Origin of the sequence: Bacillus cabrialesii, from assembly GCF_004124315.2 — a bacterium.
GTDB lineage: Bacteria > Bacillota > Bacilli > Bacillales > Bacillaceae > Bacillus > Bacillus cabrialesii.
In genome coordinates this window covers 2,691,382-2,707,103 of record NZ_CP096889.1, presented here as the reverse complement: position 1 = coordinate 2,707,103, position 15,722 = coordinate 2,691,382, and the positions used below count along the sequence as shown (strand labels likewise).

General features: G+C 41.8%; 17 protein-coding genes. 15 read left to right on the top strand and 2 right to left on the bottom strand.

From position 1 onward, the window contains the following. Positions 1 to 99: 99 nt before the first annotated feature. The 8 genes from mltG (at position 100) to EFK13_RS13860 (ending at position 8,143) form a co-directional block, all read left to right on the top strand. Complete coding sequence (gene mltG / locus EFK13_RS13895; protein WP_129508080.1) at positions 100 to 1,182, top strand: endolytic transglycosylase MltG; 1,083 nt, start codon at positions 100 to 102, stop codon at positions 1,180 to 1,182. A 151-nt stretch (positions 1,183 to 1,333) separates the two neighbouring features. Continuing rightward, positions 1,334 to 1,987, top strand: a complete 654-nt coding sequence (locus EFK13_RS13890) for an O-methyltransferase (RefSeq protein ID WP_129508081.1) — start codon at positions 1,334 to 1,336, stop codon at positions 1,985 to 1,987. Between the two features lie 5 nt (positions 1,988 to 1,992). After that, positions 1,993 to 2,922 carry a peptidase U32 family protein gene (locus EFK13_RS13885; protein WP_129508082.1) on the top strand — a complete coding sequence of 310 codons (930 nt, stop codon included), beginning with the start codon at positions 1,993 to 1,995 and terminating at the stop codon, positions 2,920 to 2,922. An 18-nt stretch (positions 2,923 to 2,940) separates the two neighbouring features. Continuing rightward, entirely contained in the window at positions 2,941 to 4,209 is a 1,269-nt protein-coding gene (locus EFK13_RS13880) for a peptidase U32 family protein (protein WP_129508083.1), read from the top strand. A gap of 6 nt (positions 4,210 to 4,215) precedes the next feature. Beyond that, positions 4,216 to 4,851 (top strand): uridine kinase, encoded by a 636-nt coding sequence (gene udk, locus EFK13_RS13875; protein WP_010335100.1) that lies wholly within the window; start codon positions 4,216 to 4,218, stop codon positions 4,849 to 4,851. Positions 4,852 to 5,101: 250 nt separating this feature from the next. After that, the gene (gene greA / locus EFK13_RS13870; protein WP_003237373.1) at positions 5,102 to 5,575 is read left to right on the top strand and encodes a transcription elongation factor GreA; all 474 of its coding nucleotides are present in this window, start codon (positions 5,102 to 5,104) and stop codon (positions 5,573 to 5,575) included. Positions 5,576 to 5,628: 53 nt separating this feature from the next. After that, complete coding sequence (locus EFK13_RS13865; RefSeq protein WP_129508084.1) at positions 5,629 to 7,383, top strand: peptidoglycan D,D-transpeptidase FtsI family protein; 1,755 nt, start codon at positions 5,629 to 5,631, stop codon at positions 7,381 to 7,383. 64 nt (positions 7,384 to 7,447) lie between these two features. Beyond that, positions 7,448 to 8,143: a YrrS family protein gene (locus tag EFK13_RS13860; RefSeq protein ID WP_129508085.1), complete on the top strand. Its 696-nt coding sequence runs from the start codon at positions 7,448 to 7,450 to the stop codon at positions 8,141 to 8,143. A 36-nt stretch (positions 8,144 to 8,179) separates the two neighbouring features. On the opposite strand, the gene EFK13_RS13855 is transcribed toward EFK13_RS13860, so the two are convergent. Next, positions 8,180 to 8,383, bottom strand: a complete 204-nt coding sequence (locus EFK13_RS13855; RefSeq protein ID WP_064814358.1) for a YrzA family protein — start codon at positions 8,381 to 8,383, stop codon at positions 8,180 to 8,182. A gap of 191 nt (positions 8,384 to 8,574) precedes the next feature. On the opposite strand from EFK13_RS13855, the gene EFK13_RS13850 reads away from it, so the two are divergent. The 7 genes from EFK13_RS13850 (at position 8,575) to EFK13_RS13820 (ending at position 14,806) form a co-directional block, all read left to right on the top strand. Next, positions 8,575 to 9,216, top strand: coding sequence for a class I SAM-dependent DNA methyltransferase (locus tag EFK13_RS13850; RefSeq protein WP_129508086.1), 642 nt, complete (start codon positions 8,575 to 8,577; stop codon positions 9,214 to 9,216). A gap of 20 nt (positions 9,217 to 9,236) precedes the next feature. Beyond that, positions 9,237 to 9,932, top strand: a complete 696-nt coding sequence (gene mtnN / locus EFK13_RS13845) for a 5'-methylthioadenosine/S-adenosylhomocysteine nucleosidase (RefSeq protein ID WP_129508087.1) — start codon at positions 9,237 to 9,239, stop codon at positions 9,930 to 9,932. Positions 9,933 to 9,993: 61 nt separating this feature from the next. After that, positions 9,994 to 10,917 carry an O-acetylserine dependent cystathionine beta-synthase gene (locus EFK13_RS13840; protein ID WP_129508088.1) on the top strand — a complete coding sequence of 308 codons (924 nt, stop codon included), beginning with the start codon at positions 9,994 to 9,996 and terminating at the stop codon, positions 10,915 to 10,917. A gap of 1 nt (position 10,918) precedes the next feature. Beyond that, positions 10,919 to 12,058 (top strand): bifunctional cystathionine gamma-lyase/homocysteine desulfhydrase, encoded by a 1,140-nt coding sequence (locus EFK13_RS13835; protein ID WP_129508089.1) that lies wholly within the window; start codon positions 10,919 to 10,921, stop codon positions 12,056 to 12,058. Positions 12,059 to 12,140: 82 nt separating this feature from the next. Next, on the top strand, positions 12,141 to 12,371 hold the full coding sequence (locus tag EFK13_RS13830; RefSeq protein ID WP_003237358.1) for a YrhC family protein: 231 nt from the start codon (positions 12,141 to 12,143) through the stop codon (positions 12,369 to 12,371). Positions 12,372 to 12,764: 393 nt separating this feature from the next. Further along, on the top strand, positions 12,765 to 13,700 hold the full coding sequence (locus EFK13_RS13825) for a cation diffusion facilitator family transporter (RefSeq protein WP_129508090.1): 936 nt from the start codon (positions 12,765 to 12,767) through the stop codon (positions 13,698 to 13,700). A 68-nt stretch (positions 13,701 to 13,768) separates the two neighbouring features. Further along, a complete protein-coding gene (locus EFK13_RS13820; protein ID WP_129508091.1) occupies positions 13,769 to 14,806 on the top strand; it encodes a flavin-containing monooxygenase in 1,038 nt (345 codons plus the stop codon). 418 nt (positions 14,807 to 15,224) lie between these two features. Here the strand turns inward: EFK13_RS13820 and EFK13_RS13815 are convergent, their stop codons facing one another. Continuing rightward, positions 15,225 to 15,707, bottom strand: a complete 483-nt coding sequence (locus EFK13_RS13815; RefSeq protein WP_129508092.1) for a helical membrane plugin domain-containing protein — start codon at positions 15,705 to 15,707, stop codon at positions 15,225 to 15,227. Positions 15,708 to 15,722: the final 15 nt, after the last annotated feature.

The window sequence follows — 15,722 nt, the reverse complement described above, 5'->3', positions numbered from 1 at the left end:
TTTTTTCTGCTGTATGAAGGCCCCTTTCACCCTTTTTTTGTAATAAATTGCCGAAATACAATGAATCATGTAGTATAAGAGCTGATGGGAGGAGACCTAATGTATATCAATCAGCAAAAAAAATCATTTTTTAATAAAAAAACAATCGTACTGTCTTCCATTATTGTGCTGCTTCTCATCATTGGCGGGGCATTTTTATATGGGAAATCATTGCTTGAACCTGTAGAAAAAGACAATAAAAAGACAGTAAACATTAACATTCCGAGCGGCTCGTCTGTTTCGGCCATCGCATCGATATTAAAGAAAAACGATGTCATAAAAAGCGAGAAGGCATTTCAGTATTATGTGAAATATAAAGGTGCCTCCGGGTTTCAGGCGGGATTCTACCATCTGAATAAAGGGATGGATTTAGATGCCATTATTCATAAGCTGACAAGCGGGGCTACAAGCTACGCCTTTCAAATTACGGTGACTGAGGGAGCACAGCTGACACAAATCGCGGCCGCTATTGCTGATGAAACGAAATACTCTAAAAAACAAGTTTTAGCGAAGCTTGACGATGAAACATTTATCAATCAGCTGAAGAAAGAATTCCCGGACACTGTGACAAATGATGTTTTCAATAAAAACATTAAGCATCCGCTGGAAGGGTACCTATTCCCGGCTACATACCCTTTTAACGATCCGGACATGTCACTTGAAGACATGATCAAGGCAATGATCGAACAGACAAATTCTTATGTGGAAACATACAAATCAGAAATGAAGAAAAAGAAACTTTCTGTGCATAAGCTGCTGACGATGGCCTCTTTGATTGAAGAAGAAGCGACTGAAAAAGCCGACCGCCATAAAATTGCCAGCGTCTTTTATAACCGTCTGAAGAAGAAAATGCCGCTTCAAACAGATCCAACCGTGCTGTACGCGGCAGGCAAACATAAAGATCGCGTTCTCTATAAGGATCTGGAACTCGATTCACCGTACAATACGTATAAAAACACGGGACTGACGCCAGGGCCGATTGCGAATGCCGGCATGTCCTCATGGGAAGCGGCGCTGCATCCGGATCAAACGGACTATCTGTACTTCTTGGCCAAATCAAATGGTGAGGTCGTATTTACAAAAACGCTAAAAGAGCATAATAAAGCAAAAGAAAAATATATTTCCTCAAAAAGCGAGAAATAAAAGGAGAGCAAAAAGCTCTCCTTTTATTCGCTTTCCGCAAGGTTTTATGATAAAATATATCGGGTTGTTTACCGATGTATCATGATGTATACAGAGAGTGTCCTGTGTAAAAGACTGGGGCACTCCTTTTTAGAACGGGAGGCTGTTTGTTGTGACTGACCGGTATGAACAAATAAATGACTATATAGAAGCATTATTGAAGCCTCGGCCGGAAAACGTGAAGAAGCTTGAAGCATATGCAGAAGAACATCATGTCCCGATCATGGAAAAAGCGGGCATGGAAGTGCTGCTTCAAATTTTGGCTGTGAAACAGCCGAAAAAAATACTGGAAATCGGAACGGCCATTGGTTATTCCGCCATTCGAATGGCGCTGCAGCTGCCATCTGCTGAAATATATACAATTGAACGCAATGAGAAACGGCATGAAGAAGCGGTAAACAATATCAAGGAATTTCAGCTTGATGATCGGATTCATGTTTTTTACGGAGACGCGCTTGAATTAGCCGACGCCGTACATGTAACCGCGCCTTACGATGTCATTTTTATTGACGCTGCAAAAGGTCAGTATCAAAACTTTTTTCATTTATATGAACCGATGCTTTCACCGGACGGGGTGATTTTAACGGACAACGTACTATTTAAAGGTCTGGTGGCAGAGGATTACAGCAAAATAGAACCGAAAAGAAGACGCAGGCTTGTAACAAAAATTGATGAATATAATCATTGGCTGATGAATCATCCGGATTATCAAACTGCGATTATTCCTGTCGGGGACGGACTTGCGATTAGTAAAAAGAAGAGGTGAACGTCATGAAAAAACCAGAGCTCTTAGTGACGCCGACGAGTGTGGCGGACATTTTGCCGCTGATACAAGCGGGAGCAACTGCGTTTTTAGTTGGGGAACAGAGATACGGCTTGAGATTAGCCGGGGAATTTTCTCGTGAAGATATAACAAAAGCCGTAGAGATTGCTCACAAAGAAGGGGCAAAAGTATACGTTGCTGTTAATGCGATTTTCCATAACGATAAAGTAGGCGAGCTTGGCGAATATCTGGCTTTCTTAGCGAAAACCGGTGTTGATGCGGCGGTATTCGGCGATCCTGCTGTGCTTATGGCTGCCCGTGAATCTGCGCCTGGCCTGAAGCTTCATTGGAGCACAGAAACGACAGGCACCAACTACTATACATGCAACTACTGGGGTCGCAAAGGCGCGGCGCGTTCTGTGCTTGCCAGAGAGTTAAACATGGACAGCATTGTTGAGACAAAAGAAAACGCTGAAGTCGAAATTGAAATCCAGGTGCATGGAATGACGTGCATGTTCCAATCGAAGCGTTCTTTGATTGGAAACTACTTTGAATATCAGGGCAAAGTCATGGATATTGAAGGAAAGAAAAAAGAATCAGGCATGTTCCTGCATGATAAAGAACGTGATAATAAATATCCGATTTTCGAAGACGAAAACGGCACGCACATCATGAGCCCGAACGATGTGTGCATCATTGATGAGCTCGAAGAATTAATAGATGCCGGCGTTGATTCTTTCAAAATTGACGGTGTCCTGAAATCGTCTGAATACCTAATGGAAGTCACCAAAATGTACAGAGAAGCAATTGATCTTTGTGTGGAAAACCGTGACGAGTACGAAGCGAAAAAAGAAGACTGGATCGAACGCATTGAAAGCATCCAGCCAGTTAACAGAAAAATTGATACCGGATTCTTCTTCAAAGAAACGGTTTATTAATCAAAAGGAGGTTAAGCTATGACTGCCGTAAATGATAAGATATCCACAATCGTCAATGGTAAGCGTGTGATTACGAAAAAGCCGGAGCTTCTCGCGCCTGCGGGTAATCTTGAAAAGCTCAAAATTGCTGTTCATTACGGAGCGGACGCGGTCTTTATCGGAGGACAGGAATACGGGCTGCGCTCGAATGCCGATAACTTTACGATCGAAGAAATTGCAGAAGGCGTTGAATTCGCAAAACAATATGGCGCCAAGATCTACGTGACGACGAATATTTTTGCCCATAATGAAAACATGGACGGGCTTGAAGATTATTTAAAAGCGCTTGGAGACGCCAACGTTGCCGGCATCATTGTGGCAGATCCGCTTATTATCGAAACATGCCGCAGAGTGGCGCCGAATGTTGAGGTTCACTTGAGCACGCAGCAGTCTCTTTCAAACTGGAAGGCTGTCCAGTTCTGGAAGGAAGAAGGTCTTGACCGCGTCGTGCTGGCACGTGAAACAAGCGCTCTTGAAATCAGAGAAATGAAAGAAAAGGTAGATATCGAAATCGAATCGTTTATTCACGGTGCGATGTGTATCGCGTATTCAGGCCGCTGCGTGCTGAGCAATCACATGACAGCGCGGGATTCCAACCGCGGAGGCTGCTGCCAGTCATGCCGCTGGGATTATGATCTCTATCAAACAGATGGTGCCAACGCCGTTGCTTTGTATGGTGAAGAAGATGCGCCATTTGCGATGAGCCCGAAAGATTTGAAGCTGATTGAATCCATTCCGAAAATGATCGAAATGGGAATCGACAGTTTAAAAATTGAAGGACGCATGAAATCAATTCACTATGTAGCAACGGTTGTCAGCGTATACCGTAAAGTAATCGACGCTTATTGCGCTGATCCGGATCACTTTGTGATTCAAAAAGAATGGCTTGAAGAGCTTGATAAGTGCGCCAACCGAGACACTGCGACAGCTTTCTTTGAAGGAACGCCAGGCTATGAAGAGCAAATGTTCGGCGAGCACGCCAAAAAAACGACGTTTGATTTTGTCGGCTTAGTGCTGAATTATGATGAAGACACACAAATGGTCACGCTTCAGCAGCGCAATTTCTTCAAAAAAGGCGACGAAGTGGAATTTTTCGGTCCTGAAATCGAAAACTTTACACACACGATTGAAACCATTTGGGACGAAGACGGAAATGAGCTAGATGCTGCCCGCCATCCCCTGCAAATTGTCAAATTCAAACTAGACAAAAAGATTTATCCGAGCAACATGATGAGAAAGGGGAAGTAACAACCCATGGGTAAGAGTCCAGTAGTCATTGGAATCGCAGGAGGTTCCGGTTCAGGAAAAACGAGTGTCACACGGTCCATTTATGAACAATTTAAAGGACATTCGATTTTAATGATCCAGCAAGACCTTTATTATAAAGACCAAAGCCATCTTCCATTTGAAGAAAGGCTGAACACAAACTATGATCATCCGCTTGCGTTTGATAATGACTATTTAATCGAGCATATTCAGGATCTGTTGAATTACCGCCCGATCGAAAAGCCGATTTACGATTATAAGCTTCACACACGTTCAGAAGAAACGGTTCACGTAGAGCCAAAGGATGTTATTATCCTTGAAGGCATTCTTGTCCTTGAAGACAAAAGGCTCCGTGATCTGATGGATATCAAGCTTTACGTTGATACAGACGCTGACTTGCGCATCATCAGACGGATTATGAGAGATATTAATGAGCGCGGCCGCTCTATTGATTCTGTTATTGAACAATATGTGTCAGTTGTCCGCCCGATGCATAACCAATTTGTCGAGCCGACGAAACGATACGCTGATATTATTATCCCGGAAGGCGGACAGAATCACGTCGCAATTGATCTAATGGTCACAAAAATCCAAACCATTCTTGAACAAAACGCGATTTTGTAATACCATAGCATAGACATAAATAACTCTGACCATATTATGTATAGGCAGGAAGGGAATGTGTGAATTCCCTTCTTTCCCTGTTTATAAACGCGAAATATTTGCAGAACGACAAGATTCAGTTTAAGATAAACAGTACCTATATGGGAGAGAAGAACGAGGACTGCCCTGTGTTCTCATTCTTGTATTTTTTAGTTTATGCTCTCATACATAATCGAAGATGTTGAGGGACAACCAGAAGGAGTGAAGGGACATGGCACAAGAGAAAGTTTTTCCTATGACTGCAGAAGGAAAACAAAAACTTGAACAAGAATTAGAATATTTGAAAACGGTTAAACGAAAAGAAGTAGTAGAGCGCATCAAAATTGCGAGAAGTTTCGGAGACCTTTCCGAGAACTCTGAATACGATTCAGCAAAAGAAGAGCAGGCATTCGTAGAGGGCCGTGTGACGACTCTTGAAAATATGATCCGCAATGCGAAAATCATTGAAGATGACGGCGGCTCTAACGTTGTCGGGTTAGGTAAAACGGTCACTTTCGTCGAACTGCCTGACGGTGATGAAGAATCCTATACAATTGTTGGAAGCGCTGAAGCTGATCCGTTTGAAGGAAAAATCTCAAACGACTCTCCAATCGCCAAAAGCCTGCTGGGCAAAAAAGTAGATGATGAAGTTACTGTTCAAACACCAGGCGGAGAAATGCTCGTGAAAATTGTGAAAATTTCATAATATCCGTTTAGCAAAGAAACACCTCGTCCACAATGTGGGGGAGGTGTTTTTTTATGAAGATATCGAAACGAATGAAGCTGGCAGTCATTGCTTTTTTGATCGTGTTTTTTCTGCTTCTTTTGCGGCTGGCGGAAATCCAGCTGTTTTTCACAGAATCATTTTCTAAAAAGAAAATCAATCTGATCCAGGAAAGTGTGAAACAGCGGACAGAGGAGGTGCTCATTTCTGACGGAAGAGGCTCCTTTTTAGATCGAAATGGGCAGGCGCTGACAGGCAAAAGTGAGCCTGCGGTTGTTTTGTTCCCTTTTCTGCTGACACAGGATTGGCCGATCAAAAAGGTTGCGGACATCGTCGGCATGTCTGAAGATGAACTGCACCAGACACTCGCAAAGGCAAAAAAACCAGTCATTTTGCAGCAAAAGAAAATCAAAACACTTTCGAAACAATCCATCACAAAAATCAATTCTTTGAAATATCCCGGCATTTACGGCGTATATATGGAGAATGAAGACAAGCCCAGCCTTGCTTCACATACGATCGGGAGCACGAATCAAGACCCGGCGCTTCTCCGCAAGAAATATCCTGATCAGGAGAACCTTCCGATTACAACAGAAATCGGAACAACCGGTTTAGAACGGACCTTCGATGAATTTTTGCTTCCGGAACAGGACACAAAGCTTTTATATCATGTGGACGGAAAAGGAAACCCTTTGTTTGGCATGGACGTCAAATATACAGCTGAAGCCAATACATTTTATCCGCTCCAGGTCAAAACAACGATCGACCAAAGCATGCAAAAAGCGATGGAGGAGGTATTGGATGAACAGGGGCTGAAAAAAGGAGGAGCCGTGCTGCTGGATATCGAAAATAGCAGTGTTTTGGGAATTGTGAGCAAACCTGATACCGATATCTCACGGCAAAACACGCTTCAAAATTATATGCTGACGCCAATCTATCCCGGTTCTGTTTTTAAAACAGTCATTGCCGCAGCTGCTATCGAAAATGATACGGTAAAGCCGAGCCAAACCTTCAATTGCAATTTAAACCTGTACGGCGAACCGGGTGACGACAAAGGAACTTTATCCTTTGATGAAAGTTTTGCCCAAAGCTGCAATTACACATTTACGAGTCTTGCAGAACAATTAATGAAAAAAGACGGCTCGGTTATTGAAAATATGTCAGAAAAGCTGGCACTCACAGATCGGGCAGGCTGGGAAGGAAAATTGTATCACGAAACGGATTTCCGCCAGTTGTATAACGAAAAAAGCGGCGTGATTTGGGGGGATGAAAAAGACAAATCAGTCAAAAAAGCCATTGCGCAAACAGCGATCGGGCAGAAAAATGTAAAGGTAACGCCGCTCGAGGTGGCCAATATGATGGCGACAATCGCCCGCGGCGGAGAAAAGCGGCAGGTGAAAATCGCAGAACAAATTGAATATAAAAACGGCACTACGCTCGTTACGTTTAAAGACCAGAAGCTTAAAGGAGAAACGATAGACAAATATACGGCACAGCAGCTCCAAAAAATGCTGCGGCGAGTGGTGGAATCTCCTTCTGGAACGGGCAGAAGGTTTCAGGATCTTCCGTATACTGTAGCAGGGAAGTCGGGCACAGCCCAGACAGGAAAGTTTTCAAAAGAGAAAGAAACGCTCTATGAAAAATGGTTTGCCGGATATTTTCCCGCGGATAAGCCGAAATACGCTCTTGTCGTTTTACACATGGATACACCGGGGGATAAGGCTCTGACAAATTCGGTGTTTTATGATATTGTTAAAAAAGTACACGAAATTGAAATCAATCAGAAATAGAACAACTTCTCAGCACATGGTAAAATATATGCTGAGCCAAGAGGGATAAAGGAGTGCAGAATTATTGAGCAATAATCAATCTCGTTATGAAAACCGTGATAAGCGCAGGAAAGCTAATTTAGTGCTTAACATTTTAATCGCAATCGTATCCATACTAATTGTCGTAGTAGCAGCTAATCTTTTCATTAACAGTCCTTCTAGCAAAGATGTCAGCAAGGATTCTGAAACGGCGCAAAAACAGGAATCTCCGGCTTCAGGAAAGACGGAAAAGAAATCGGATGAGGATATAAAAGACAGCAAGAAAGATACATCTGACAGCGAAAAGGATTCTGAGAAGTCTTCAGACTCAGACGCCAAAAAAGATGATTCTTCTAAAAGTGATGATTCTGATTCAGACTCAGGCTCAGATTCAGATGACCCGCTTAAAGACGCAAAAGTTACAGAAGGCGGCTCATCAAGCGACGTAGAAAAAACGTATGAAAATTCTGATTGGAAAGCAGTCGGAACTGAGCAGACGGGCGAGCATGCCGCCACTTATGATTCAAGCTCACAAGACTGGGCTGAGATGCTGAAAGCCATGTCATATGCAACCGGTGTTTCAAAAGAGAACATGACGGTGCTCTGGCTCGGAAATAACGGCAGCCCTCAGGATGCCAAAGGCAAGATTTTAGACAAGACGACCGGAGATAAATATCAAGTCACGATTACATGGGTTGATGAAAAAGGCTGGAAGCCGACAAAAGTAGAAAAACTAAAATAAACAAAAGCAGCCGGATGAGAACCGGCTGCTTTTGTTTTAGGCTTCAGCTGCGAAATGAACCACTGCGCTGTACAATATTCTTCCGTCTGCCACAGCAGTTTGATGTGAAACAGATTTCACCCGGAGCATGATAGCTTTATTGTTTTCAATTTGTGTATTGATTTTCTTTTCAAGCTCCTGCAATGAACCCGCTTCGAAAAATTCCACTTTGTCTTTTATGAGATCTAATTGAAAATTCATGTCTCGACCCTCCAGCTTTCACAAGTCATATGAAGTATAAGCTTTTTTGCGGCAGACGCGCAATATAGATGGCATAAAATACACAAAGTGTTTTAGTACCTGCTTTCCGGAAGATGTGGTATGATAGGAACTGTTCCATCATTAATTCATAGTATACTTATAGGAATTATAAAATATGGAGTGTGACAAATATGGGACGTGAATTTATCCCTCTTTTTGAAGATTGGGCAGCAACTTATGATCAAACAGTACAAGGTTTTGATATTCAGTATAAAGAAGCATTCAGAGGCTACGATGATATCCTTGATGCCATCGTCAGCAGGTCTGGAACGCATGTATTAGAATTTGGCCCGGGGACGGGGAATTTGACAGCCAAGCTGCTTGATGCGGACAAATCTGTATTTGGTATCGAACCATCTCCCGCCATGCGAAAATTGGCTTCTGGCAAGCTTTCAGGCAGGGCGGAATTCGTTGACGGAGACTTCCTGACATTTCCCGAGCCGCCATTTCATGCTGACACAATTGTCAGTTCATATGCTTTTCATCATTTGACCGACGAAGAAAAGCGGGCTGCAATAAAGCAATATGGCAAATACCTTCACTTGCATGATAAAATAGTGTTTGCCGATACCGTCTTTGAAGATGAGCAAGCGTATCAACAGGCTATTGATAAAGCCCGTTCTCAAGGCTTCTACCAGCTTGCAAATGATTTAGAGACAGAGCATTATCCCACATTGGATGCGCTGAAAGAGATGTTTACAGCTGAAGGTTTTGCAGTTCAATTCACTCAGCAAAACGACTTCGTGTGGATAATGGAGGCGATCAAACGGTAAAGTGAAGGGAATGTGAATAGATGAAACTAGCAGTCATCGGAGCAATGGAAGAGGAAGTTACCATCCTAAGAAGCAAACTTGAAAATGCAAAAACAGAAACAATCGCACACTGTGAATTTACAACAGGTGAATATGAAGGAACCGAAGTGATTCTTTTAAAATCTGGAATTGGAAAAGTAAATGCTGCCATCAGCACAACGCTTTTGCTTGACCGATATAAGCCTGATTATGTGATTAACACAGGCTCAGCGGGCGGATTTCATCATACACTGAATGTAGGAGATGTCGTCATTTCAACTGACGTTCGCCATCATGATGTAGATGTAACGGCCTTTGACTATGAATACGGCCAGGTTCCGGGTCTTCCGGCTGCTTATGCGGCAGACGAAAAGCTGATCAGCATCACTGAAGAAGCGATTTCTGAACTCGACGGTATTCAGGTTGCAAAAGGAACGATTGCAACAGGTGATTCTTTTATGAACGATCCGAAGCGGGTTGAAGAAGTGCGTGCGAGATTTTCTGATCTGTACGCGGTTGAAATGGAGGCTGCGGCAGTGGCTCAGGTGTGTCATCAATTTAAAACGCCGTTTGTCGTCATCAGAGCGTTATCTGACATCGCAGGAAAAGAATCACATGTATCATTTGACAAATTTTTAGAGCAGGCCGCTGTCAATTCAACAGAGCTTGTGTTAAAAGTGATCAAACGAATTCATTAAACGGGGGAGAGTTCTCCTCCGTTTTCCCTAAAAACAACCTCTATCAAGGAGGAGGACATATATGACTGTTATTACGGACATTACCGAGCTGATTGGGAATACGCCGCTTCTCCGCCTGAAGAACTTTGATGTTCCAGAAGGGGTCGCAGTGTACGCCAAGCTTGAAATGATGAATCCAGGCGGAAGCATCAAAGACAGACTGGGAGATATGCTGATCCGTGACGCTTTGGAATCAGGCAAAGTAAAGCCCGGCGGAGTGATTATAGAAGCTACGGCAGGAAATACAGGAATTGGCCTTGCGCTGAGTGCCAGAAAATATGGGTTACAAGCGATTTTCTGTGTACCTGAACATTTCAGCACAGAGAAACAGCAAATTATGCAAGCGCTTGGAGCATCGATCATCCATACACCGCGTCAAGACGGAATGCAGGGAGCCATTCAAAAAGCCATTCAGCTGGAGACTGAAATTGAAAATTCTTATTGCGTTTTGCAATTTAAAAACCGAGTAAATCCATCAACTTACTATAAAACGCTTGGACCTGAAATTTGGGAAGCGCTAGACGGCAATATTCATACGTTTGTCGCAGGGGCAGGGTCAGGGGGTACATTCGCAGGAACAGCTTCCTTCTTAAAAGAAAAAAACCCAGCAGTTAAAACGGTGATTGTCGAACCGGAGGGCTCCATTTTAAACGGAGGAGAGCCTCACGCTCATAAAACAGAAGGCATCGGCATGGAGTTTATCCCTGATTATATGAATAAGAGCCATTTTGATGAGATCTACACCGTAACAGATGAGAATGCGTTTAGACTTGTGAAAGAAGCGGCAGAAAAAGAAGGCCTGCTGATCGGAAGCTCTTCAGGTGCAGCGCTTTATGCATCATTGGAGGAAGCGAAAAAAGCATCCGCAGGAACAAACATTGTCATGGTATTTCCTGACAGCAGTGATCGATATATCAGCAAACAAATTTACGAAGGAGGCATCTAATATGAAGAAAAAAACTTTGATGATTCACGGCGGAATCACAGGTGATGAGAAAACAGGCGCAGTGTCCGTGCCTATTTATCAAGTGAGTACGTACAAGCAGCCAAAAGCAGGGCAGCATACCGGCTATGAGTATTCAAGAACGGCCAATCCGACAAGGGCCGCTCTCGAAGCGCTTGTGACAGAGCTGGAAGGCGGGGAAGCAGGCTATGCGTTCAGTTCAGGAATGGCTGCCATTACAGCGGTTATGATGCTGTTTAACAGCGGAGATCATGTCGTGTTGACCGATGATGTGTATGGCGGAACATACCGTGTGATGACAAAGGTGCTTAATCGTCTTGGCATTGAATCAACATTTGTCGATACTAGCAGCAGAGAAGAAGTTGAAAAAGCGATTCTCCCTAACACAAAAGCTATTTATATTGAAACACCGACAAACCCGCTGCTCAAAATCACCGACTTGGCGCTCATGGCTGACATCGCAAAAAAAGAGGATATTCTGCTTATTGTAGACAATACCTTTAACACTCCTTATTTTCAGCAGCCGCTTGCTTTAGGGGCTGACATCGTGCTTCACAGTGCGACAAAATATCTTGGCGGGCACAGTGACGTTGTCGGCGGTTTAGTTGTGACAGCTTCGAAAGAGCTTGGAGAAGAGCTTCATTTTGTGCAAAACTCCACAGGCGGTGTGCTTGGCCCTCAAGATTCCTGGCTGTTAATGAGAGGAATCAAAACATTGGGACTCAGAATGGAAGCGATCGATCAAAATGCGCGGAAAATCGCAAGTTTTCTTGAGAATCACCCTGGTGTCCAAACGTTATATTATCCTGGTTCTTCACGTCATCCCGGGCATGAGCTTGCAAAAACGCAAGGGTCTGGGTTCGGCGGCATGATCTCCTTTGATATCGGCAGTGAAGAGCGAGTTGATGCGTTTTTAGGAAGCCTGAAACTGTTTACCATTGCTGAAAGCCTAGGCGCGGTAGAAAGCTTAATTTCTGTTCCGGCGAGAATGACGCATGCCTCTATTCCGAGAGACCGCCGGCTTGAACTCGGCATTACGGACGGGCTGATCAGAATTTCTATAGGAATTGAAGACGCGGAGGATTTGCTGAAAGATATTGAGCAAGCGCTTGAAAATATATAACAAATGGATAGAATTACTTTCTCTGTAAGCTGCCGGATTATATTATAATAGTCGTATACTATGAATCTGGCAGGTGATTCTTTTGAATAAAAATAGAATGAAATCTTTAAAAGAAGACTACAAGCATTTCGCTTTTACATTGCTTGCAGTCAGCACTTTTTTATATATAGGCGCAGTTCTTCCCGACCAAGGCTTAACGTTAGGACAGAAATCGACGATGTTTTTAGCGGATTGCGTATTTTTAGCCGGTGCTTTCTTTTGCGCTGATCGTTCATTAATTTACAAGAAGCGTTTGGAAGAAGCTGACGAATAAAAAAAAACTATCATCAATAGATGGTGGTATGGTATACCACGGCGAAACTGATCGTCTTGGCTTATCAAAAAACAACAGACAATGAAGAAGCAAAAGATAAAGAAATGAAGTTAGAGGAGTAAACCGTGTGTTTGCTCCTCTTTTTTCTGTTAATAAAAGGATTGCTATGGATAGCGTCAAGTGATGCTAAATATTCGCACATAAAGGAATGATCAGAGGATTATTGGAAATTTTATATTAAAATTATTTTGACATTTGAATATAAATGCCTTACATTAGTATATGAATACATGATCATATATATAGTTATGTATCATGTTAGAATGCTTATTAACAGATAAGAAATAATAAATGCATATGTATCAAGAAGCTTTAGGTAAGGAGGAGATTTTTATGGGGCACAATCATACTGAAGGATCCAATAAAAAGGTTTTATTGATCTCTTTTATCATCATTACAGGTTATATGATTATAGAAGCTATAGGTGGATTTTTAACAAATAGTCTGGCGCTATTATCAGATGCAGGCCATATGCTAAGTGATTCAATCTCATTAATGGTTGCCCTGATTGCTTTTACATTAGCTGAAAAAAAGGCAAGTCACAATAAGACATTCGGTTATAGACGATTTGAGATTCTTGCCGCCGTGATAAACGGTGTTGCATTAATTTTTATTTCCGTTTATATCATTTATGAAGCAATTGAACGTTTCTCTCATCCATCAGAAGTAGCAACGACTGGCATGCTTACGATTAGTATTATCGGGTTAGTCGTGAATATATTAGTCGCATGGATTATGTTGAGAGGCGGAGATACAGAGAATAATCTGAACATAAGAGGAGCTTTTTTACATGTGATAAGTGATATGCTCGGCTCTGCAGGTGCCATTCTAGCTGCCATACTTATCATCTTCTTTGGGTGGGGCTGGGCAGATCCATTAGCTAGTGTCATTGTGGCTATTCTTGTTCTTAGAAGCGGTTACCATGTGACTAAAGATTCCATTCACGTATTAATGGAAGGAACTCCAGAACATATCGATGTCACTGACATCATTCATACAATTGAAGAGACAGAAGGAATTCAAAGCATTCATGATTTACACATTTGGTCTATTACAAGTGGATTAAACGCTCTTTCTTGCCACGCTGTTGTTGACGATCAACTGACCATTTCAGAAAGTGAAAGTATTTTGCGCAAAATTGAACATGATCTTGAGCATAAAGGCATTACGCATGTAACCATTCAAATGGAAACAGCAGCTCATAATCACGACAATGCGATCCTTTGTCAGGCCAAAATTGAAAAGCGGCATAACCACCATCATCATTAAAATTTTTATCTGATGAGGTTCAGTTTTAGTCTATCTCTCGTATGAATAAAATTAGTGGGAGGCTTAATATGTATGACACGATAGTAATTGGAGCTGGTCAAGCAGGAATCTCAATAGGATATTATCTTAAGCAGACCGACCAAAAGTTTATCATTTTGGATAAAAGTCAGGGGGTTGGGGAGAGCTGGAAAGAACGGTATGACTCATTGGTTTTATTTACTTCTCGAATGTATAGCTCTTTGCCTGGGATGCATCTTGAAGGAGAAAAAAACGGATTTCCTTCAAAAGATGAAATTGTAGCTTATCTAAAGAAATATGTTGAAAGATTTGATATTCCAATCCAATTACAGACAGATGTAATAAGTGTTCTAAAATCAAAGAATTATTTCTTAATAAAAACAAATCAGGGAGAATATCAATCAAAGAATCTTATCATTGCTACAGGTCCTTTTCATACCCCTAATATTCCATCAATATCAAAAGATTTAGCTGATAATATTCATCAACTACACTCGTCACAATATAAGAATTCAAAACAATTGGTACATGGAAATGTACTAGTAGTTGGTGGGGGGAATAGTGGTGCGCAGATAGCTGTTGAATTATCCAAAGAAAGAGTTACATATTTAGCCTGTAGTAATAAACTTGTTTATTTGCCTTTATTGATCGGAAAAAGAAGCATCTTTTGGTGGTTTGATAAGTTAGGAGTTTTACATGCAAGTCATACATCGATAGTAGGCAAATTCATTCAAAAGAAAGCTGATCCAATATTTGGGTATGAACTAAAACACGCAATAAAACAGAGGGAGATTATGTTAAAAACAAGAGTCGTAGCTGGTAAGCAAAATGAAATCTTTTTTAAAGATTCATCTGCATTAGAAGTAAACAATATTATTTGGGCTACTGGTTTTAGGAATCCCCTTAATTGGATAAATATAAAAGGTGTTTTGGATGAAGAAGGCCGAATCACACATCATAGAGGTGTTTCACCTGTAGAGGGATTGTACTTTATAGGTTTGCCTTGGCAGCATAGGCGAGGTTCAGCGCTCCTTCAAGGTGTAGGAAATGATGCTGAATACATTGTAAAACAAATGAACGATAAATAAACTGATTAAAAATGTTATAAATCCTTGATTAGCAGATCATGTTTTTTGTGAAGCCAATCACTTTCTTTTAGAAAAACGTTTAAAAGAAAAATAATCTATGGAATCTTTTTATTAAACCTTCATTACAATGAAGGCCTTTTTAATGATATTGGCTATAGCAGTGTTAACAAGTGTTCTGACCTTTTCAACTTTTGATGCGGGAAGTAACCTTGAATGGATAAAGATGGCTGGGACAGAAATAAAAAAATCCTTCTAACGTTCATCTTTGAACGGAAGAAGGATTTTTAAATGCTCACCAATAAAGTACGCCAAAACAGGAGGGGAAACATAAAAACAAGAAAATTAAAAAAACACCTTTAAAACCAACATAATGAACGATTTGAATCGTTACACAATCATCAACGATGGCTGTTTCTTGTTATTTCTCTTGCAGTTCTTTTCCCATGCCTTTTAAAAACTGAAGGCCGAAGCCGACGGCCCTGTTGATATCAGGATCATTCATTGCTTTTAAAAGGTCGAAAATCCCGACTTTCTTGTCTTCTTTTAAAAAGCTTTGCGCCTGTTCAGTTCCAGCCATCACGCTTTCTAAAAGCTTTCCTGTAAACTCAGGATCTGCTTTTGTCAATGCGCCTCCAGCGGCCATCATTGTGTTGATGAGGTTGGTGACGGGCTCACGCGAAACCTGGCCGAGTGCAATTTTAGCGATGTCTTCCTTCGCTCTCAGCATACTTGTTGCCGCGTCAAAAATTCCAAGATCATTAAGTTCATTCATGATCGTCATCGTTTTAGAGACGGCATCCTCATTTTCCGCCAGCAGCTCTTTCAGTTCTTCTATTTTTTCAAGCTTAATCTGCTCGGCAGTTTTTGTTTCTTTTTTGATTGTCGTAATCGGAGTGGCCATTCGTTTTCCTCCTTT